General features: G+C 40.9%; 15 protein-coding genes. 4 read left to right on the forward strand and 11 right to left on the reverse strand.

Annotated features, from left to right (window positions below):
* Window position 1: 1 nt before the first annotated feature.
* The gene (locus HUS61_RS14720) at window positions 2–2,887 is read right to left on the reverse strand and encodes a pitrilysin family protein (protein WP_175082935.1); all 2,886 of its coding nucleotides are present in this window, start codon (window positions 2,885–2,887) and stop codon (window positions 2–4) included.
* A gap of 247 nt (window positions 2,888–3,134) precedes the next feature.
* Between HUS61_RS14720 and HUS61_RS14725 the strand changes: the two genes are divergently transcribed.
* Window positions 3,135–4,091, forward strand: coding sequence for a methylenetetrahydrofolate reductase (locus tag HUS61_RS14725; protein ID WP_175082936.1), 957 nt, complete (start codon window positions 3,135–3,137; stop codon window positions 4,089–4,091).
* Here HUS61_RS14725 and HUS61_RS14730 read toward each other — a convergent pair.
* The 3 genes from HUS61_RS14730 to HUS61_RS14740 all read right to left on the reverse strand — a co-directional run bounded on the left by HUS61_RS14730 (window position 4,088) and on the right by HUS61_RS14740 (window position 7,137).
* Entirely contained in the window at window positions 4,088–5,056 is a 969-nt protein-coding gene (locus tag HUS61_RS14730) for a sensor domain-containing diguanylate cyclase (protein ID WP_175082937.1), read from the reverse strand. The genes HUS61_RS14725 and HUS61_RS14730 overlap by 4 nt on opposite strands.
* A 48-nt stretch (window positions 5,057–5,104) precedes the next feature.
* Complete coding sequence (locus HUS61_RS14735; RefSeq protein ID WP_175082938.1) at window positions 5,105–6,340, reverse strand: DEAD/DEAH box helicase; 1,236 nt, start codon at window positions 6,338–6,340, stop codon at window positions 5,105–5,107.
* Window positions 6,341–6,435: 95 nt separating this feature from the next.
* Window positions 6,436–7,137, reverse strand: a complete 702-nt coding sequence (locus HUS61_RS14740) for a DUF3581 domain-containing protein (RefSeq protein ID WP_175082939.1) — start codon at window positions 7,135–7,137, stop codon at window positions 6,436–6,438.
* Window positions 7,138–7,675: 538 nt separating this feature from the next.
* On the opposite strand from HUS61_RS14740, the gene HUS61_RS14745 reads away from it, so the two are divergent.
* The 3 genes from HUS61_RS14745 to HUS61_RS14755 are packed head-to-tail and all read left to right on the forward strand — an operon-like array spanning window position 7,676 to window position 9,953.
* Entirely contained in the window at window positions 7,676–8,077 is a 402-nt protein-coding gene (locus tag HUS61_RS14745) for a DUF3019 domain-containing protein (RefSeq protein ID WP_062564876.1), read from the forward strand.
* On the forward strand, window positions 8,077–8,766 hold the full coding sequence (locus HUS61_RS14750; protein ID WP_054560845.1) for a response regulator transcription factor: 690 nt from the start codon (window positions 8,077–8,079) through the stop codon (window positions 8,764–8,766). Before HUS61_RS14745 ends, HUS61_RS14750 begins: the two co-directional genes overlap by 1 nt.
* Entirely contained in the window at window positions 8,763–9,953 is a 1,191-nt protein-coding gene (locus tag HUS61_RS14755; protein ID WP_175082940.1) for an ATP-binding protein, read from the forward strand. The genes HUS61_RS14750 and HUS61_RS14755 overlap by 4 nt, the downstream gene beginning before the upstream one ends.
* On the opposite strand, the gene HUS61_RS14760 is transcribed toward HUS61_RS14755, so the two are convergent.
* The 7 genes from HUS61_RS14760 to proB form a co-directional block, all read right to left on the reverse strand.
* Window positions 9,937–10,779 carry a MipA/OmpV family protein gene (locus HUS61_RS14760; protein ID WP_175082941.1) on the reverse strand — a complete coding sequence of 281 codons (843 nt, stop codon included), beginning with the start codon at window positions 10,777–10,779 and terminating at the stop codon, window positions 9,937–9,939. The genes HUS61_RS14755 and HUS61_RS14760 overlap by 17 nt on opposite strands.
* 320 nt (window positions 10,780–11,099) lie before the next feature.
* On the reverse strand, window positions 11,100–16,421 hold the full coding sequence (locus HUS61_RS14765) for a S8 family serine peptidase (protein WP_175082942.1): 5,322 nt from the start codon (window positions 16,419–16,421) through the stop codon (window positions 11,100–11,102).
* Window positions 16,422–16,852: 431 nt separating this feature from the next.
* Entirely contained in the window at window positions 16,853–18,379 is a 1,527-nt protein-coding gene (locus HUS61_RS14770) for an arylsulfatase (protein ID WP_175082943.1), read from the reverse strand.
* A gap of 223 nt (window positions 18,380–18,602) precedes the next feature.
* On the reverse strand, window positions 18,603–20,087 hold the full coding sequence (gene gltX, locus HUS61_RS14775; protein ID WP_175082944.1) for a glutamate--tRNA ligase: 1,485 nt from the start codon (window positions 20,085–20,087) through the stop codon (window positions 18,603–18,605).
* Window positions 20,088–20,167: 80 nt separating this feature from the next.
* A complete protein-coding gene (locus HUS61_RS14780) occupies window positions 20,168–20,527 on the reverse strand; it encodes a glutathione S-transferase N-terminal domain-containing protein (RefSeq protein WP_054560852.1) in 360 nt (119 codons plus the stop codon).
* A gap of 67 nt (window positions 20,528–20,594) precedes the next feature.
* Window positions 20,595–21,566: a GGDEF domain-containing protein gene (locus tag HUS61_RS14785; protein WP_175082945.1), complete on the reverse strand. Its 972-nt coding sequence runs from the start codon at window positions 21,564–21,566 to the stop codon at window positions 20,595–20,597.
* A 64-nt stretch (window positions 21,567–21,630) separates the two neighbouring features.
* The gene (proB, locus tag HUS61_RS14790) at window positions 21,631–22,734 is read right to left on the reverse strand and encodes a glutamate 5-kinase (protein WP_054560854.1); all 1,104 of its coding nucleotides are present in this window, start codon (window positions 22,732–22,734) and stop codon (window positions 21,631–21,633) included.
* Window positions 22,735–22,843 lie beyond the last annotated feature (109 nt).

Raw genomic sequence — 22,843 nt, forward strand, 5'->3', positions numbered from 1 at the left:
ATTACTGAAATACTTTTTCGACATCAAGTACTGAAATATTTTTCGCTGGTATTGCAAGCTTATAGTCTGCAATCACTTTATCTTCAGCAACAAGTTCTGCTGGTTTTTCAGCGTTATACACCATTGGTGATGTTTGCTCTGAAGCTAGGCGTTTTTGCATGTCTTTGCCATCACCTGTAATAAACACATAGTGAATATTCTCTGTTTGCAGGTTATCGCGAATAACACGGTTAACATCATCAAGGGTTAGCTTTTCAAGCTTGCCGCGCACATAGTCAACAAAGCTCTCAGTGTTATAGAACTCACTATCAAGTGCATAGCCTAACTGGCGATCTTGGCTTGCAACCATTTGTGGCACAAAGTTAATTAAGAAGTTACGAGTCGCTTCAAAGTCTTCTTTGCTGATGCCATTTTTAATTAGCTTATCAAGCTCAAATAATGCCGTACGCGTTGCAAAGTGCGCATCGTTATTTGAACGAAGCGGACGTAACCACACTTGGAAAATTTGCTCTGAACGACCTAAGTTAGCATCAGGTTTAGTTTGGAACATACCGCGTGGGAAGTACTCAATGTATGCATAATCACCATAGTTCATACCACGGGTTTGACGAATGCGCTGATACAAGAAGCTGTTTGAGCTGCGGTGTTCACCAAAGTAAGAGCGCACCAACCAAAGCGCTGTCCAGTCATCGCTACTACGAATTGTATCGATTGGGAAACCAAATGACACAGCGGTAGATTGCGCTGATTTTTCAACAATCGTTGCATGATGACCTTTAAGTTCTGGCGCATCAGGGATCGTTAAGCGGCTTTCTTTACCTTGTGGAAGCGATGTTAAATCTTTCAGCATAGTCGATTTAACATCACCCGGGATCGCACCAATTAGACCCACTGTTAACTTAGATTGAGTAAACTGGTTAGCATAAAACGCTTTTACATCGTCAAGTGTCAGTGCTTCAAGATCTGATAAATCGCCATAGTTATAGCTTTCATACGGATGGCCTTTATAAAGCTGATGATATAGCACTTCTTTACCTAGCTCTTCGTCATTTGACGCTTTCAGACCTGCTTTAATGCTATCAATAAGCTCTTTTTTCAGGCGTTTAAAATCATCTTCTCTAAAGCCAGGGTTTAACAACTGGTCGCTAACAAGTGCATACCACTGCGCGGCATTGTCTTTATGTACACGGCCGCGTAGTGAAATCATCTCTTTATCGATTTGATAGCCAAAGCTTCCCGCTAGTGGATATAACGCTTTTTGAATATCTTTGTAGCTCATAGTTTCTGAGCCACCTTGCGCTAGCATCGCTGCAGTGAGTGCTGCTAAACCTTTTTTACCATGTGGATCAGCCGCTGCGCCGGTATTAAATAACCAGTTAACATCAACCAGTGGTGAGCTATTTGTTTTATCAAGTACTTTAAAATGACGCTCTGTTGGGGCTTGCTCGATACTGGCAACCAAGGCATTTAAATCAACTTCTTGCTCAAAACCAGCTACTTTATCAAGCGCCGACATTGTCACCGTAGTACGGCTTGGATCAACAAAGTACTTGTTTGCTACCGCTTTGATATCTTCTGGCGTGATGCTGTCAGCAGTGGCATAAAGTTGATTAATCACTTCAGGGTCACGCTCAAAGTGCATGTAGCTTGCAAGTGTTGAAGCGATTGACTGCGATGAATCAAGGCCATTGATAAAGCTATACTTTAAGTTTGATTTTAGATCCGCTAACTTTTGTGCATCAACTAACTCAGTACGTGCTTGCGCATAAGTACGGTTAATCGCATCACGAGCTTTAGCCAGGTCCGCTTCGTTTTCGACTTTTACAAAAACATGTAGTAAACCCGGATCTTTAGTATCTGGGTTATAAGTAAACATTTGGCTGGCAATTTGTTTATCAACAACAAGTTCTTGATAAAGTGCCGAGTTGTTAGAGAAATACAGCTGTGAGATCAAATCAAGAGCGGCACGGTCTTTTTGAGTAGGATCCCATGCAGTGCCTTTATAAGACACAAGCAACCAGTGGCCTGGTAAACCATCATTTTTTTCATGTACATATTTTGCGGCTTGTTGCTTTGGTTCAACAGGAATATCTGCTTGGTAATCGCCTTTTTTCCAATTACCCCAATGCTTTTTCACCATTGCCATGGTCTCTTGTGGATCAACATCACCAACAATGACTAAAGATACATACTCAGGCTTATAAAATTTAGCGAAAAACTCTTTACCATAGGCCATTTGATCAGGCATGGCTTCAATGTCTTCGAAAAAGCCCATGGTGGTGTGCTTATAGGTATGCTTTTCGAATGCTTCGTTACGAACCGCAGAAAGTAACTTACGAATTGGGCTAGCATTATTCTTTAAATACTCACCTTTTACAGTCAGCGCTTCGGTGCGGAACTGCTCTTCGCTGTAAGTCAGGTTTTGGAAAATATCAGCTTCAATTTCGAGTACTTTATCTAAGTGCTCTTTTGAGAAGTTTAAGTGATAGTTAGTGTAATCGTTGGTCGTATACGCGCGATTATCAACACCCGAGTTTTTTAAAATATCTGAATACACATCTTGTGGGAATTTTTCAGAGCCTTTAAACATCATATGCTCAAAGAAGTGTGCAAAACCGGTTTTACCTGCTTCAACCTCATTACGTGAACCAACCGATACCGGAATTTGCAGTGACACAACATCAGGGTAATCTGTTTTAACTACCATCACGCGAAGGCCATTCTCAAGCTCTTCTAATAGATAATCTTGGCTAAATACACGGTTATCATCTTGGCTTACTAGCTGCTCAATTTCGATTTCTTTAACCATAGTTGACTGTGAGTTACTTGCGCAGCCACTTAAAGCAAGTGTTACAGCAACACTGGTTGCTAATAATCTAAATTTCATAATGTTCCCTTGTTAGTTATTTTTCTCATAATCATTGCTGCTTGATTATGCATCAAAGCACCAGAAAATATGAGGGTCAGAGCAATAATTTATGTAAACAGGTGTGTCAATTTTGCGAAACGCTCAGCTTTAAACTTGAGTAAAATTCATAGTGATTGAAAAACTTTCAAGAAAAAAATCTATCTAGACGTCTAAATGGCTGCTATATTGTTTGGCATAGACATTAGCACGAGCTGGAATGAGGATTATGGCTTTATCATTACAAGAGAAAATTGAAGACACAAATCAAGGTGTCTACCTAATTGGTACCACACCACCAAAGTCAGGTACTGATAAAGCACAGCTTGAGACCATTGCTCAGAAGCTACTCGGTCGTTTACACGAAATTGAATACGACGGTGTAATCATCTACGACATTCAAGATGAAAGTAGCCGCATTGCAAAGCCGCGTCCTTTTCCGTTTAAAGAAACGGTAGATCCACGTGAATACAGTCAATTACTTCGCAGCTTGTCGCAACTTGATGTGATCACATATAAGAGCGTAGCCCAGCGTGGTGAAGCAGAATTTACCGAGTGGTTAAACGAAACACGTAACGACTTTGAACTAAAAAACTTAGTGTTGGTGGGTAGTCCATCATCTCATGGCGACATCAAATTAAGCCTACCTGATGCATATAAAACGCTGGCAAAACAGAACAGTGATGTATTTTTAGGTGGCGTTACGATTGCAGAGCGTCATGCCAGCAAACGCAATGAACATGAGCGTTTAGTTGAAAAAACAGCACAAGGTTGTAAGTTTTTCATCTCGCAAGCGGTTTACAATGCTCAAGCAACGATTGATTTAATCACTAGCTATGCGCGTAGCTGTAAAGCACAAGGCACAACACCAAAACGCATTATTCTAACGTTTACCCCGTGTGGTGGTGAAAAGACCTTGGAATTTATGGAATGGTTAGGTATCTCAGTACCAGAAGCAACTAAGTACCGTATGTTAGATTCGGCAAATACATTGAGTGAATCAGTGCGTATTTGCCGCGAAAATCTCGATTTAATTTTACAAAGCTGCGCACATTTAGATGTACCACTAGGTTTAAATATTGAGAGCTTAACCAATCGTAAAGAAGAAATTGATGCGTCAATTAACCTTTACCGTTTACTTAAAGCAACCATGGAATTAAACCTAGCTGAGAAGCAAATAGCTTAACGTGCAGCCTTAGAGGCTTGCTTTTTCTCATACATATCTTCATCTGCTCGTTTTAATAGCTCAGCAAAGTTTTCTTTTGGCTGAGCTATTACCCCTGTACCAATACTTAAGCTCGTAACAGGAATGCCCCGCTTCTCTAAATTAGATTGATAAGTGGTGTTGAGCTTATCAGTGATGCTGTCTATGCAATCACCGGGCTGAACTTGCAATAACGCAATAAACTCATCACCCCCTAAGCGGCCGATAATATCGGTTTCACGTAGGCATTCTTTCATGGTGTCAGCTAAACAAATCAGCGCGAGATCGCCCACTTCATGGCCATACGTATCATTGAGTGGCTTAAAGCTATTTATATCGATAAATAGACAACTAATATCAAAACCAAGTCGTTTCGATATATTTAATTTATGTTGGCAAAGCAGATCTATTGCACGGCGGTTATAAATATTAGTGAGTGAATCGAGCATGGCAATTTCACGCATCTGCGTAAAGTTGTCTAACAGTGCAAGGTCATCTTCAACCATATCGCGAAGCTGCTCGATTAGTTCTAAAAAGCTCTGTTGATAATGGGTTTGTTTAAAATCCATAACACAAAAGGTGCCAAAGGGCTCGCCACTTGGCCAGCTAATTGGCACCCCAAGATAAGACTCAAAACCATCTTTTACCAGTGGGCTGTCATCCCATTGACTATCTTGACTGGCGTGATCAACATAAAGCGGTGCCATGTCACGCAGTACTTTTTTGCAGAAGATATTATCGTCGGCGCTTAATTCAGCCCCGGCATCATAGGGATTTTCTTGTTGCTCACTGGAAACAATAATACGATAGACATCATCTGTTTTATGAACGATAAAACCTGCGGGAGCAGAAAACAACTCGGTCATGAGATCTATTGTTTTCTGCCATTTTTCTAAGGAGAACTGTTTATCAGCGCGGCGGAACGTCCATTTATTCTCTTCTAACATACTAAACTCTCAACTTTAGCCGGAGGATAGTATAAATATATGCCAGATTTAGGAACGTCTCCTACTTTTTTGCCCTAAAATACGTTTTTTATCACGAGAGCGGCGTGCCTTATTAGTATTTTTACGAACTTGCTTTGGCTCTTTGGTTAAATCAGGCTCATACCCTGGTAACCACTGCGGCGTGAGTCTTGTGTCGAGTAAGATATCTATTTCGTCCAATAGCCACTGCTCATCGATGCTAACCAGCGACATCGCCATCCCTTTCTCGCCAGCACGTCCTGTTCGACCAATACGGTGTACGTAGTCCTCAGCCACATAAGGCAACTCATAGTTAATCACATACTTGAGTGAGGCAATATCAAGACCACGCGCAGCAACATCTGTCGCAACCAACACTCTTGTCGCACCTGATTTAAAATTTTGCAGTGCTTTATCACGCGCACCTTGGCTTTTATCGCCATGAATAGATTCGGTTTTTAAGCCGTCTTTACACATTTCTTTAGCAAGCACATCGGCGGTTTGTTTAGTACGAGTGAATATAAGTACTTGCTGCCAATTTTTCATGCCAATCATGTGTGATACCAGCTCGCGTTTACGGTCTTCATCAACCGCATATACTAGCTGCTCAACTTCAACCGCTGCTGAGTTGCGTTTATTCACTTCAACTAATTTAGGATCATTTAATAACTGCTTACTGAGTTTAAAGATGCTGTCGTCAAATGTGGCTGAAAAAAGTAAGGTTTGGCGTTCTTTTGGCACATGGCGCAAGATGCGTTTAATTTCGTCAATAAAGCCCATATCAAGCATGCGATCAGCTTCGTCAAATACCAAGGCATTAATGCTGGAAAGTTTAATACTGCCTTTGATCACATGATCAAGTAAGCGCCCGGGTGTTGCTACCACAATCTGCGCCCCTTTTATGGCTTTAATTTGAGGGCCTATACTAGCACCACCATAAGCCAGTGCAGCTTTTATTTCAGTATGCGCAGCATAACGCTCTACACTTGCAAATACTTGCTGAGCGAGCTCTCGGGTCGGCGTTAAAATTAGGACTTTAACGGCATCTGGGAGTACTTCAGCAGATAGCAAATTGTGCAGTAGTGGTAAAACAAACGCGGCGGTTTTGCCCGTTCCCGTTTGCGCACTACCCATTACATCAGCGCCCGCTAAAATAAGTGGGATTGTTTGCGCTTGAATTGCTGTAGGTGTGTGATAATTCTCTTCTTGCAAGGCTGTTAGCAATGCAGGGGCAAGATTTAATTCTGAAAAGGTCGCTACTGACATAGTCTGAAGTACATTTGGCTATAAAAGCGCTATTGTACGCGGAACATCAGCAACAAAAAAGGCGCAATGAGCGCCCTTTGTAGCAATTGTAAAGATTACGCTGGTTTAAGTGATTCTTTACGTTGATTATAAAAACTAATTAGGTCATCAACTGTTGCTTGGCAATAATCACGAATGCCAGACACAAGCATGTGTTTTTCACCCGCCCCTACTTTTTCGCCATTTTCTAACAGGTTGAAGCGAAGCGTGATTTTGCCGCGTTTGCCAGTAAACTCAAAATCAGGCTCAGCAAATTGTAATTCAGGTGCGCTGATATCAAGGCGATCAAGGTTAATCAGCATTGATTCGTAAATCACCATTGGACGCGCTGGATTGATCATTACATCTTGCTTACCCATCAATGGAATAATCACATGCGGGAAGGTCGTGCCAGAGAACTCAACATAGTTTTTGATTAAGCTATTTGTTAACTCAGGACATTGGCTAACAGCCCCTTCGCGTTTCACTTTTAGCATGACTTTTTCGCCATCGGTGATCGCAAACTCATCAGCACCTTCTGGGAAAGTCAGCTTTGAATTTTCATCAACCATGCCTGCAAACGTGAATTCCATTTTTTCACTGATGCCATAGCGGTTTAAAACCAGCGAAAAAAGTAAATCGCCCGGCACACAAAACTTTTTGGCATCTTTATCATGTAACGGATTGAAATCATCAGCCACTAACTTGGCAAAACGACAGCCTTGCTCACGTGAGATAGAAACGTAATCAGCATGTTGCTGATAATAAGGACTTAACATAATTGTTCACTGCTTAAACTACTTATAACCTGACTATACTACCAGATAAAATGAAAATAGAGGTCGAATCTGTTAATTATTAATCACGTGCTCAGCATGTGTTTAAATGCACCTGCTAAAATAGTGGCTTTGATAGGCTAAATTTAAATTGTATCAATTTGTACGAAACAATTAACAAATAACGCAGAATAGTAAAGACTAAGGCCCAACTAAATTTAGTGAAAAATTATTAGCTAAAACTAAATATAAATTCAGTTTCCCTTTTAAAACAACAAGCTAACTTTAGAATATAAAGAAAATACGCCAATAGGTTGAAATTACTGGCTTTGCATAGCACCTATTTGTAGCTATAACGATAAATGAGGTATGATAGACCCGCTTTTTTATCGTGTAATCGCCACTCATAGGCTGCATAAATAATAATTATAATAAACGGCAAAAAAATGAGTACTCAAAGTGAGTTGGGCAGGTTACATCAGCTTTCGATGGTTATTGTTACTTTGAAGAAAAGACTTCTAAAAAACAGAGACTTGGTTAAATGATAAACCGATTTAGTTGGCTATTACTGTTTTTTTGTCTTTGTTTTTCGTCGCTTTGTTTAAGCGATGACAGTCCCGAGCAACCTTTTTTTAAAGTCTCACCCACTGTGTGTGTGACAGATGCAAAACAAAAAGCCTGTGAGTTTAATATACAGATTCATTTTCGTGTTGCTCCCTTTAAAGAACTTTGTTTAGAAATAACTCAGCGTCCTCAGTATACGCAGTGTTACAAACAAGGTGGTTTAATTATCGAGAAATTAACGGTTAAGACTGAGCATCCGCTTACAGTGAAATTAATTGATCCATTGAGCAATCAAGTTGTTAAGCAACAACTACTGTCAATAGCAAGCTATGAAGCTAAAGATTACCGAATAAAACGGCGCTTTGGCTGGAGTTTATAATGCAGCATATTTTTTTAATTGAAGATGATGTGAAATTAGCAAGCTTAATACAAACGTTTTTGTTAAAGCATGGCTATACCATAGATGTATTTAATACTGCCGAGGCGTACCGTAGCAGTGAAATCACCTTTATGCCTTCATTGATCATCTGTGATGTGATGCTACCGGATGGCAATGGCTTTGAGTTAATATCTCAATTGAAAGAAAAGTACAGTTGCCCTGTTATTTTTCTAACGGCACTGGATTCCGTGCAATCACAAATTAAGGGCTTAAACCTAGGTGCTTACGACTACCTTGTAAAACCCATTAAGCCTGAACTGTTACTCGCCAAAGTTAAAACGATTATCGCCCACACTGTTGGCCAAGATAACTTTTCACACCAAATTGATATCTTGCGTATCGATAGTAAAAAACGCGATATCTATTTTCATAACACAGCATTGAATCTCAATGAAAGTGAATTTGAGATCATTGCCTACCTTGCGAAAAACACCCCTGAACCGGTTTCTCGCGAGGTATTATTCAAGCATGTTATTGGCCGTGAGTATGACGGACTTGACCGAGCTATTGATTTAAAAATTAGCCGTTTACGTAAAAAGCTTAAAGAAACCATTAGCGAGCAAAAAGAAACGCTAGATATCAAGTCTGTACGAGGCAAAGGATACAGCTTGGATATTTCAAAAATATGAAGCAGCAATTTTTTAAGCTTTACTTAATTATCACAGTAAGCTTAATTGCCTTAGTTTTAGCTTTTGGCCAGCTTTATAATCAGTTTTTTTCTGAGCACATACCGAGTGTGCAAATAAGCGTTGCTGAACTAGCTCAAATAGCTGAGCAAAAAGAATCTAGGATCAGCTCATTAAACCAAAACGAGCTTGTTTTACCTGATTCATTACAAAGCAAATTCGATAAAGATGGCATTATCAGCGTCACCGAAAATAATCAGCAGTATATATACCTCAAAGGCAATAACGGTAACATCCAAAAAGTTGGCCCCATATCTTTGATTTCGCAAGCAAAAACTGACTGGCTTGCATTTTTTGCATTTTACTTTTTACTTGGTGTGATGATCTTATTATTTATTCGCCCAGTATTTCGCGATTTGAGCTTATTACAACGCGCAGCTCATCGCTTTAGTAAAAAACCGCAACGTATAGAGCTTGATATAAAACCAAACTCATCTATTGCGCCATTAGCCAGCACCTTCACCCATATGTCTGAGCGCATCAATAAGTTTGTTCAGCTACATAATGACTTATCGCGTATTATTTCTCATGAAATTCGCACTCCCCTTACTCGTATGCGATTTGCTTTGTCGATTGCCGATTTGGAATCTCAAGAAAGTAGCCAAATAGAACGCGATATTGATGAGATTGAATTACGTCTAGAGCAGTACTTATCGTTCGCTCGCTTAGAGCACCAACAAAGTGTATTTAATCAGGAGAAAGTTAACTTAGCTAAACTGATCAACACAGAAATTGCTAAATTCGATTTATACAAAGAGCTCGAATTCATTCCAGCCCTTGAAGTAGACACAGCCTATTGCGAAGCAAGCTTTATGGCAATCGCGGTACAAAACTTACTGATCAACGCCACAAAATACGCAAAACACACTATCCATATAAGTAGCACAGAACAAGCGGGCTATTACAGTATAAGCATTACAGACGATGGACCTGGCTTACCAATTAATGCGGATGCGTTGATTGAGCCTTTTAAACAAGGTGAAGGCGATAAACTAGCGAGTGGGTATGGATTAGGACTTTATATCGTGCATCGTATTGCCAGCTGGCATGGCGGTAAAATTAGCTTGGCTAACAGTTCGCAAACAGGCGGTGCAGAGATCACCATTCGTTGGCCTAAAAGTGGTAAGTAATTCCCGTAAAACCTGAGAAATAACCGTTTTTATTGATCATATGTGAGTTAGCTAAGTTGCTATCAAGCCATGTATGTTTAAGTTTAAAATCAAGGCTGAAACTATCGCTGATCGGATATTCGTAACTTACTTTTAAGTAGTAGTTCGTGGCACTTTCTAAATTGTAGCTTAGTAAACGCGTTTTGCTTTCTGATGGATTAACCGTGTAGTAATAATCGATCAGCTCTTCATTTTTGTAATTAACACCCGCTTCAAGACCTGCAGTACCAGAAAACAATTCAAATACATGATAGCCGTTGAACATTATTTCATAACCATTATGAACATTGGTTACATCGTGCACATACGCAGCACTTAACCACATGCCATCGTAGACGTTTACCGCAGATGACAGCCCTGCCATATAAGAAAGGTCACGCTCTATAGGTGTTAAATTAATCGGTGATGCAGTCGGTAGTGTCGGTCGCCCAGAGCTCGAACGAATAACACCGGTGGCATAGAGTTTATCTACCCCATCCAACTCAAAGAAAAAACCATCGTCATTAAAGCGCCCTAGTAAATCAACGTAGAAGTTCTCAGTTTCATATAGGCTGTAGCCAACAGAGAAATCATCGAAATACCAGTTATCACCGTAATAAGCAAAGCTTGGCAGAATTGGCGAAGTGACATCGTCAGCATCAAGTACCGGGTTTTCAATGCCCCCGTAACCCACAGTGATACTGGCATGTATTGTCGACTTTTTAATTAATTGTGGTTGTTTAACATCAGCCTGCGCAAACGCAGTTGATGCAGTTAAACAACATACTAAGCCAAACAATTTCTTCATTAACGCAATTCACCTTTATGTCATAAATAACAATTACTATGACAGCTTAATACTACCAAAAAGTCTTTAGTCTTTACTTAATCCGGGACGATCATATCGTTTGCGCGCTTTATTGTATAATTTTTTTGACCAACAAAGCGGCGTAGACTGTTAATTTATGCCCTACTTCCAAACTAACACACTGAAAAAAATATAAAATAGCCTGTACATTTTGCTACATAGGTTTTCAGTTGTTAGTTATTCTTTTTGGTTATTAAAATTTTATAGACCAAAAAAAAGGGCCCGAAGGCCCTTTGTCACATAACATACTTAGGGAGTACTTAGCCTCGTTTTACGCGGCGACGAACACCTGCAAAACCAGCTAATAGAACTGTTAACCAAGCAAGTGAACCACTTGATGATTTCGCTTTTTCTTCAGGAACAACGGTTGTCTCTTGTGCCGTTACCGTCACTGCTACACCTAGTTCCATCGGTTCAACACCATCACTTACCGTTACAGTAAACTGATGCTCACCAGCTGTTAAACCTGATACTTCAGTAATTGCTGATGTTGGGCTTGCGATTGTACCAGGGCCTTCCCATAAGAAAGTTAGCTCGTCATTATCTAAATCATGTGATGCTGATGCATCTAAAGTAATAACGCTGCCTTCAGTCACTTGTTGAGCACTCGCCTCAACGGCAACTACTGGTGCATCATTAACAGCTTCAACTGTTAGCATAAAGGTCGTGCTTGCAGCATCTGATGGGTATTCAATATCAGATACCATTACAGTTACTTCGGTCTCACCAGAGAAGTTCTCATTTGGTGTAATCGTTACTGTATCGCCATCAACTTCATAGGTTACGTCGTCAGAAATTACCGAAATTTCATTCTTCGAGTTCTTTTCATCAATGTGATGAACATCAAAGCTAATCGGTGTTTCTTCTGTTGTTACCATGTCATCAAGCGCTACCACAGTGATGTTGCCAGGAATGGCCAGTGTTGCTGTTGAAGTCATGTCATTCAGACCTGAGATTGCTGCTTTAGCTGCAACTTCAAGTGTTTGACCTGTAGCTGATGGCATAACTTCGGCCCATGCTGTTACTTCAAATTGTGATGACTCTGGACCTACATAGTCCATACACACCACGTAACCATCGCTGATCACTTCATCTAGATTGTTATAAGCGATTTGGATGCCACGGTAATTCTCTAGTGGACCATACTCATACTGCGCACCACGGAAGCCTTGTAGACCGATACTACCGGCAGGACGTGTCGACCCATAGTCTAGGTTATCGTATGCATAGTAAATTTCATGCTCACCTTTACCAAAGCGTGTATTTGCATTAAACAACACTTGGAAGTCAAATGAGTTATCACGTTTAGTGTAAGTGTATTTACCTGTAGTACGATCATACACTGGATCATCGTAGTCTGATGCATTATCCCACTCAATAATACCCCAACCAGTTGTCGTACTTGCAAGTGAAATACCTTCGTTAGACGATAAGCCAACTGACATTACAGAGCGTAATAAGCCATTATCAGTGAACTCCCAACCACGCCATAATGGACCCATGTTCTCATATGGGAATGAGTTATAAGGGAACGGATTATGAACAGGGTAGAAGTAACGGCTACCATTAGTATTCACTGTACCCATACCACGAATTTGGATTATCGAGTTTTGGATATTAGTATTTTCAGCATTGTTGTACAGGCTGAATGTGTCATAAGCACCATTGTAAAAGCTTGCGATAGGTAACGAGTAACCACTTTGTGAGTTGTAAAGGTTGTTTTCATCGAAACCAGAAAGAATTGGCGTAATACCAAACTCTGATAAATCGACATAACCACCTGGATTTGAGTTACCAAAATCAGGCGTACGACACATTTCATCAGTGATGTTATCTGTCACGATATAATCAGGTTCAACATCGCGAGTATCCGCTTGCGTACCCGTTACAATGACTTTACCGTCAGCAATTTCAACGTTGATTTCTGATGCAGTTGAAACCATTACATTTTCTGCTTTAACATCAAGACCTGCAGGGATATCAAGCTCTAATGAGAACTCACGGTCTACACCTGAGTTGTTCGCTAACACTTCAAATGTGTAAGGCACCATATCACCTACTTTTGCACCTGTGTATGGCGCATCAAGGTGAGCAACATCATTACCACGGTTAAGCTTAAATGGAATTGAACCTAAGTTACCATGGTTTACAGCCGATGTACCTACATCTAGTAGTGAGTAGTACACGCTATCTGCATCAAGGTCCATGTCCCAATCTACAGTCATTTCAACTGTGTTTTGACCATCACTTCCCGGCAGGCTTGCAGTCATACCTGATGCAACTTGGTCAGACACAACTGCTGTAGCAAGTTCAAAGGTTTCTTCAACTGCATCAACAGATGATTTATTCGTATTATAAGCTACAACCCAATACTCACCTTCTTCAGGGTTGTTTATATTACAGAAGTTTTTATAAATCTTATGGTTAGATACACACAAGATTTCGTCTTGTGGCTGAACAATACCGTCACCATTGTAGTCTTTACCTACATATAAAACAGGGTTACCTACGTTCAAGGTGCCTTCAAGTTCTGACTCAACACCGACTGTTTCTGCAATAAAACGTTTTGAGTTAGCTGGCACAGTAACAAACTTAGTAAATGTTGCTTCATCTAAAATATCAGCCGCATCAACATCATCAGCTCTGTTCATATCCCAAGGGAAAGTACGGTCATCGTCTTTTGGTAAAGTTACCGTAGTGATATCTGCTTTAACTGGCTCATATGCGCGAGCTACAGGTGCTTCAACGCTTGGTAACACAATACCTTTAGCAACATAAGTACCTACATTTGAGTGAGCTGTCGTTTCTAATGATGATGGTAGATTACCACGGTCATATTTAAATGCCACAGGCCAATGTGCATCAGGGATATCCGCTTCTTCAGCTTGGAAAACAAGGTTTGTATGAAGCTCAACTTCAGAGTTACTGAACCAATCTTGAGTATCCATGATTGATGCTTTAACAATGATTGTTTGTGTTTCACCTTTTTTCAGTGTGAAAGTTTTCGGGAAGATATCAATGTTCACACCATTTTGTGCTGTTTGTGTGTTTACATCAAATGCCCAGTTTTCAACGTCTTCGTGACTTACAGTCCAAGTGCCATCTTCTGTTGCTTTAATGGTACGAACCCACTGACATTCAGGCGCACATGAGAAGTTAACTAGATTTGGTAAGTTAAGTTTATGTGGTGTACCGCCATTGTATGGATCTGCTGCTAAGAAGTTATCAGCCGTTTCATCCATTACAAATCCAGCTTTTGCAGCTAATCCCACATTAATGCGACCCGCGCCAGAGCGATAGATTTTCGCATCTGCAACAACATCACTTTCGCTGTTTAGGCGGTGATATTTAACCACGTTTTCAGCAGTCATTGATAATGCAGATTGAATTTCAGCAGCAGTCCACTCTGGGTGAATTTGACGTAGTAACGCCATAGAACCTGCAACATGTGGTGATGCCATCGATGTGCCGCTAATTGCAGCGTAATCTTGACCATGCGGAGTCACAAACGGATGCTCATCAGAGTATGCCGCGTAAATATCAACACCTGGAGCAGCTAGCGTAGGAGCAAGTACTTCAACATTAGAATAAGACGGGCCGCGTGATGAGAATTTTGCCAACCAATCAGCATCTTCAGCATCAACACGGCGCTCAATTACTGTTGGTTTGATAGTGATCATATGACCAAGTTCTGAGTAACTATCTACCCAATCCTCTAAACCATCTTCTGGATAAACACCATTCCATTGCTCATAAGTAAAGTGAACACCTGGTAATGAGTAACCTTCAGCTACAGTACCTTGGTCACGGACACGGTTAAACATGATGAAACCATCTGCACCACCGGCTTTTACGTGATCAACTTTTGCAGTACGCGCATTGGCTGCTGAATCGTTTGGATCGTGACGTTGACAGATTACAATAACATTGGTGCTACCATCAGCCGCACCTGCGATTTCAGTACCATCTTTGTAGAAGTTGAAGGTGTTTTCTGGATAATCTGCAGTACAGTAACCGTTGTAATCTTTAAAACCATTGACGTCTTCATAGTCTTTAGCCCAAACAACGACACCGGTAATTTCTTCGCTATTAATTGAACCACCAACAAGGCCTGTTTCTGACCAACTAGGTACTTCTGAACCCAGTGTTTCGTCAGCAAAGCCAGCAAACTCAACGGCAGTTTCAACTGCTACAGTACGACCATGCGTTGTTGCTGCAACTTGTGCAAGCCAAGGCGATGAATTATCTAAATAACCAAAACACTCTGCTGCGCCACATGCTTGACCACTGTTACCTGCAGCCGCGGCAACGTTAATACCCGCTTCACGCGCTGCTAAGAATGCGAGTTGTACTGGATCGGCCCACACATTTGAATCGGCTCCACCAATTGAGAAGTTGATTACATCAACACCATCAGAAATTGCATCTTCAATACCCGCTACAAGCGCTTCGCCAGGACAGCCTGCGTATTCTTCACTTGATGGGTAACATACTTGATAAGCAATAATATTTGCGTGCGGTGCAACACCTGAGATTTCAGGGAATAAGTCTTCTTTTAAGATATTACCATCGGTATTTTCACCGTAGCTTGCTAGCATAAATGGCACGTCTTTAACGACGTTACCCGCTGCTGTTGAAGCAACGTGCGAACCGTGACCTTGGTAGTCTTCACCAATTGCAGGCCAGCCTGGGATCATGGCATCAAATGCATCTGTGATCACATCATAAGAACGCACACCGATCAATTTATTATTACATTGAATTTCTTCAGGCTCTTCAACACAGTCACCTACATAAACACCTGAACCAAAAGGGTTTTCATGCTCGTAACCATCACCACCTACAGCTGCAAATGAAGGGTGATCTGAGTTAATACCAGTATCGATGATACCAATGATTTGATCTTCACCTTTACCTTTGATGCCACTTGGAACGCTTGAGCCATCCCAAATTTGATCAGCACCGATATGCTTAGGACCTTCATCAGAAAGAAGATCATAATTCTTCGAACGCATTACAGAAACAACTGCACCAAGCTCTGCAACGCGCATCGCTTCTTGCTCTGTCATTTTTACAGAGAAACCATTTAATGCTTTAGTGAATTGACGGCGCATCTCTGTGCGGCCCGTTACTGCTGTCACGCTTTGCATTACAGTACGTTGTTTTGAAAGTAATTTGTTTTGATAGTCAGTTACGGCTGAGACCGCCGCTTGACCTTTTTCAAATACTTTTGAAACGCCTTGCGCTTGAAGTGTTTGTGATAATGGCGAGGTTAAATCGCGGGCTTCAAGAGCCACTGAGTTATCACGTAAACGAATAATATAAATATGTTCACCATCAATGCCTTCTTCAGCAAATTTATTTGCTTTACTATTTAGCTGAACATTTAGACCATCGTTTTGTAGCATGCTTGAAGAGTCACCTTGGTTAAACTCTTTGCTAAACGCTTTTACTTCTTCAAATGTGATATTAGGTGCTTTTAATTGGTGTTTAACTTGGTTGTTATCTACACCCGCCGCATGAGCAGCACTGGCACTATAGAGAGCTGCGGCAACAGCAATCGAAAGTGTTTTCACTTGCATAAGTATCCCCTGGATAGTTAGTTAGAGTAATTATTCAAGCTATGTGAACATCCATTTCACTGCTTGCGACTACAATATAACCACAAGAAGTTTTAAAAATGACGTACATTCGTGTAGCGTTTTGTACACACTGTTAACATTTAAATTACCAGGGAAGCATCAATATTTAGTTTTTCTTTACAATAAATAGAAAAGAGAGGTGGCGCATATTATTTAGGTGAAGTTGAAGGGCTTAGTTGTCTTGGTAAGCGTTCAGTACAATCTGGTGGTTATAGCACTACAGAGATAAATAGTATTGCTATTGAGCAGCTAAAACTTGAAGTAGTAAATATAGGTGGCAATGGTTACTTAGTTGAGAGTTGTAAAGACTTTACCAGTGACTACCAAAGCTATGATGTTGCAACCTTGTGTTCTGGTAAAGCCTATAGTTTTTAGCGGTTTAACGCTTGCTGTGAAATCATTTCAGCAACACTACCCACTTGTACTGACATACTCTCTTGGCTAGGTGGAAAAGCCTTAAAAGTTTTTACAAACTCTGCAATTTGATTACCTGCTGGGCCTAAAATCCAACTACGGTTTTCTGCCCACTCATCATAACCCCTAGCATCAATGAATCGCTCAAATGGATCCATTTTTAGGTTAATAATGTAAGGTGAAGTAAGGGCTTGCTGTGTAGACCTAAACCAATGATTTTGTTCTGTAAAGATTAACTTCCAGTCACCGTAACGCATTCCATGAAAGGTAGTTTCAGTGAAATAATAAAACTCTTTACGCTTTGTTTTACCATTGTTTAGTAAGATATCACTTTGATCGAATCCATCTAAATGAACCTTATACTTTTGACCATTAATCTTGGTGCCTTTTAATAAATTAGCTTTTAAATCTTTATCGCCAACCCACGACATAATCGTTGGCATCCAATCTTCCATTGTCATGAACTCACCGGTGCTCACGCCTTTAGGAATATGGCCTGGCCATTTAACAACCATAGGTACTCTGAAGCCACCTTCCCAGCCACCAACGCCTTTTTCACCATGAAATGGCTGGTTGCCACCATCTGGCCATGAGTTTGATGCGGCACCGTTATCGGTAGAAAACATCACTATTGTGTTATCTGCTACTTTAAGTTCATCAAGTAAGTTAAGTAACTCACCTACATCATCATCCATTTCGGCCATACCATCAGCATATAAACCAAAGCCAGTTTTGCCGTCATAAGCTTTATTAAGGTTAGTTTGGTAATGCATACGAGTTGTATTATGCCAAACAAAGAAAGGTTTATTTTTTTTTACTGCATCATGGATAAAGCGTTTTGACTCTACAAGTACTTCTTGGTCTAAATTGCGTTGACGCTCTTTCCCAAATGGACCAAGATCTTTAATCTCTTGCTTGCCATTTCCAAGCGCTTTTGAATGAATGACCCCACGCATTTTTAAACCAAACTTTTCTTGTGTTTTGGCATCTTGAGGATAGTCTTGTTGTTCTGGATACTCACCGGCATTGAGGTGATATAAAATACCAAAAAATTCATCAAAGCCATGATTTGTAGGTAAGTGTTCATCACGATCACCTAAATGGTTTTTACCAAACTGGCCTGTGACATAACCCTTTGATTTGAGCATAGTTGCTAAGGTGGGATCTTTCTCTTGCAAGCCTTGCTTCGCGCCAGGAAGCCCTACCGTACTGAGACCAGTTCGCATTGGATACTGACCTGTGATAAATGCAGCGCGGCCAGCAGTACACGAGGCCTGTGCATAATGGTCCATAAAAATCATGCCATCATTAGCAATTCTATCTATGTTTGGGGTACTGCCTCCCATCATGCCTCGATGATAGGCACTAATGTTCCACATACCAACATCATCACCCCAAATAACAAGTACATTGGGTTTATCAGCCGCGAAACTTGGCAAACTAAAGCCTAAAATGGTCAAACAGACCAATACGTATTTAAACATCACTTTCTCCTTGAAAACTAACTAAAGCATTCGCCTCAGCTTCAATAATCCCTCGCTTGCAGTTACCTCATACTGCTTCATTAAGATATATCTACAAGTGATAAATTGTGCATGTTTAATACTATTAGAGCAGTCCCTATTTACAAGTTAAATCTGCATTAACTTTGATTTAAATATAAAAAAACCGAGCATATAAGCTCGGTTTTTAAAACTAACATTACGATTAAGCTTGTGGATAATCGCGATATGCACGCTCAATTTTTTTCGCTTGCTTTTTAGACACACCAAGGTGCGCTAGTGCAACACGTAAACGAGCACGTGATAAGTCAGAACCTAAAATTTCCATCGCATCAAGTACTGAAGTTGAAGATGTCTTACCTGTGATAGCCACAAAGATTGGCTCAAGGAAGTCTTTAATCTTCAATTCATGGAAAGTCGCCACTTCTTTTGCGATAGCAAAAATGTCTGGTTTTTCCCAACTGCGTAAACCTTCTAATTGCCAGATGAAAAACTGTAATGCTTGACGGATTACATCTTCATCAGCTTTACCTGCCGTTAATAGCGCAGGATCATAGCTTGGAATACCACCGACAAAGTGACCTGCAAGGTCAACCATGTCAGAAAGCGTATTAATACGCGTTTTTGCTTCTGGTAATACTTTAGCGAATAGCTCAGTATTAAATTTCCAATCGACAAAACGTTGCATTAGTTCTGCATCAGATAAGTTTTCACGGATCCACATACCGTTTAACCAGCTCAGCTTATCGATGTCGAAAATAGGGCCACCAAGCGACACACGCTTCATGTCGAAGTGTTCAATCATCTCTGCTAACGTGAACTTTTCACGCTCATCAGGCATTGACCAACCCATACGGCCTAAATAGTTTAATAGTGCCTCTGGTAGGTAACCCATTTCTTTGTAGTAGTTGATTGAAGTTGGGTTTTTACGCTTCGATAATTTTGACTTATCTGGGTTACGAAGTAATGGTAAGTGACCTAGCACTGGCGCTTCCCAACCGAAATCTTCGTATAATTTTAATAGCTTAGGCGCTGAATTGATCCACTCTTCACCACGGAAAATGTGGCTAATTTGCATGTGATGATCATCAACAACGTTGGCAAGGAAGTAAGTTGGGAAACCGTCAGCTTTAAGTAGCACTTGCATGTCTACATTTTCCCATGGGATCTCAATTTCGCCACGTAGGTAGTCGTTAAACTTGAACGTGCCTTCGCTTGGGATCTTCATGCGGATTACGTAAGGCTTACCTGCTTCAAGGTTTGCTTTAATTTCATCTTCAGAAAGATTTAAACCACGACCATCGTATTTTGGTCTTAGGCCTTCGGCCATTTGCTCTTCACGCATTTGGTCTAGTTCTTCGCTTGTAGCAAAACAGTAAAAAGCTTTACCCTGTTCAACTAACTGATGCGCGAATTTCTTATATAAATCGCTACGCTCAGATTGACGGTATGGACCAAACTCACCGCCTACATCTGGACCGTGATCCCAGTTTAAGCCTAACCATTGTAAGCTATCCATAATAGCTTGCTCTGATTCTGGCGTACTACGAACTTGGTCTGTATCTTCAATACGTAACACAAACTCACCGCCTTGCTGCTTAGCAAAACAGTAGTTAAATAATGCGATGTATGCAGTACCTAGGTGCGGGTCACCAGTCGGTGACGGAGCAACACGGGTGCGAATTGTCATGGTTATATCTCTCAAAAGACAATTAAAAATTTGCCCAAATGCTAGCACAGCACGGGCTATAATCGAAGTGAAAAGCCGCTTTATGCCGCGACTTTATCTAAATAAGCAATGATATCGTTTGATTCATACAACCAAGTTACTTGGCCGTTTTCTTCAATACGTAAACAAGGTACTTTCACTTTGCCGCCCTGCTCTAAAAGCTCTTGGCGAAATTGCTCGTTACCTTTAGCGTCACGGGTTTCAACTGATAGACCTTGGCGTTTAATTGCACGACGTACCTTCACGCAAAATGGACAGGCTTTAAATTGATAAAGCTTAAATTGTGACGTCACTGAGTCAAGCGCTGCTTGCTCTGCTGCCGGACGCTTTTTACTGCGTGGTGTGAATACAAAATCAAAAAACAAAATGATGCGGCCTAGTAACCAACGAACAAACTTCATCTTACCTTCTCATGTGGCTCTAAAAAATAGTGGGCAATTTTAACACAGCTGAGCGCGCTGCAACACCTTAAAACAGCTCTATTGAATCATCTTGAGGTTGGCTTTGTTGAATATCTAACTCTGAATAGGCAGTCACGCAATTACGACCACTGTTTTTAGAATGGTACAAGGCCTGATCGGCTTTTTGGACTAGGCTGGCAACCATTTCAAACTCGTAAATTGGCATAAAACCACTACTCACAGTTAAGTTACCGACTTGAGGAAAAGGGTATTCTGCCACACAGCCACGGAAACGATTGAGGGCATTACGTGCATCGAGCTCGTCACTTGCTTGAAATAACACAGCAAACTCTTCGCCGCCGTAGCGAAAAACGTAATCTTCTATTCGAAAATTATTTTTTAATAGCTGCGCTACTAACAAGATCACTTCATCGCCAATAACGTGGCCATAGTTGTCATTTACGCTTTTAAAATGATCAATATCGACCATCGCCAAATACCAATGACGTTGCTTTGAGTCATGGCTTTCATGATCTACAGCGGCATCGGCTGCAATTTCAATCACCTTTTTATCAAAGGTTTGCCTGTTTAAAAGCTCAGTTAAAGGGTCAAGTTGCGACTTATATAGTAACGAAAGTTGATTCGCGTAGATATTTAGCATGTAGATGGCGAGCATGCTACAACGCTCTGAAAGCTCTTTTTCAGACTCAATGACCAGTACACCGACCACATTGCCCATGTAATAAATCGGCACATAAGTAGAAATAAAGCCGTAGTTGCGACTGATGCGAATTTTATTGCGGCTGACTTTTTCGATGAGCTCATTGACTTCGTGTTCACTGAGCTCTTCGATAACCGAATCTTTATTTAGCAGTCTTGCAGGCAGGCCAGGTTTAAAAAACTTATTGATGTAAATAGCGAAACGAGAAAACTCATCTAATTCACTCACGGCATTAATAAGCGCCTGATCGAGCTCAGGCTCTTCTTCTTGTTGGGTGATTTCTACAACCCAGTCATGTCCGCAAGCGTTAGCCGCCATCTAAAAAGCCCCCAAAACTGCTTATTACTTTAGTTTAGTTAACTTTATCAGAATTACTAAAAAACTATAACAAAATCATATCATCTCGATGGATTACTTCACTGCTTGGTGCAAATGCAAGCAACTGGGTAATTTGCGACGAATGACAGCCCTTAATTTGATCAATTTCTTGATGGTTAAAATTAACAAGGCCTTTGGCTATACATTGCCCTTGGCACGTCACCACTTCAATCACATCACCGCGCTCAAATTGCCCTCGCACAGTTTTTACGCCTTTTGCCAGTAAGCTTGCACCACGCTCTTTAAGTGCAAGGCTTGCGCCATCATCAATCACTAATTGCCCCGTGCTTTTAGGTCCTGCAAGTAACCATTTTTTGCGGCCATCTTTTGGTGCGGTGAGTTTTAAAAAGCGTGTACCAGGGAGCTTGTCGGCCATGCAATTTAAAATCACATTTTTGCCTGCGCCTTTGGCAATAATGACCTCAACACCGGCGCGACGTGCAATATCGGCTGCTTGCAGTTTGGTTGCCATACCACCGGTACCTAGGGTAGTGCCACTGCCACCAGCGAGCTCTCTTAGCTCATCATTAATATGCTCAACTTCATTGATAAGTGTTGCATTGGCATCAGAGCGAGGATCGCCTGTAAATAGGCCTTCTTGGTCAGTTAATAGTAACAGCTTTTCTGCATTCGCTAATATTGCGACTAAAGCAGATAAGTTATCGTTATCGCCGACTTTAATTTCGGCAGTTGCCACGGCGTCGTTCTCGTTAATAATTGGTACTACATTGTGCGCAAGTAGTGCATTTAAGGTATCGCGGGCATTTAAGTAACGTTCACGGTCTTCTACATCGGCGCGGGTCAGTAGCATTTGTCCAACATTCACACCATACAAAGCAAACAAGCTCTGCCAAATATGAATAAGTTGCCCTTGACCGATTGCGGCAAGCATTTGTTTTTCAATCAAAGAACGACCACAGGGGGTAATAAGTTGCTCGCGACCTGCAGCAACTGCGCCGCTTGATACTAAAACAACCTGATAACCCTGTTTTTTTAATTCACAACATTGGCGAACAAGTTCAACCATGTGTGCTTTATCTAATTTGTCGGTACCGCCTGTCAGCACGCTTGTACCCAGCTTTACAACAACGACGTGTGGCCTTTGCATTTGATTCTTATATTCTGCATCTTGAGGTAGTTTGGGTATATATATACCAGCTAACAATTTTTGAACAAGTTAAAAAAATTCATGCTAGGATCGCGCTCTCGTTTTTTTA

The sequence above is a fragment of the Pseudoalteromonas sp. 0802 genome, from assembly GCF_013350085.1.
Classification (GTDB): domain Bacteria; phylum Pseudomonadota; class Gammaproteobacteria; order Enterobacterales; family Alteromonadaceae; genus Pseudoalteromonas.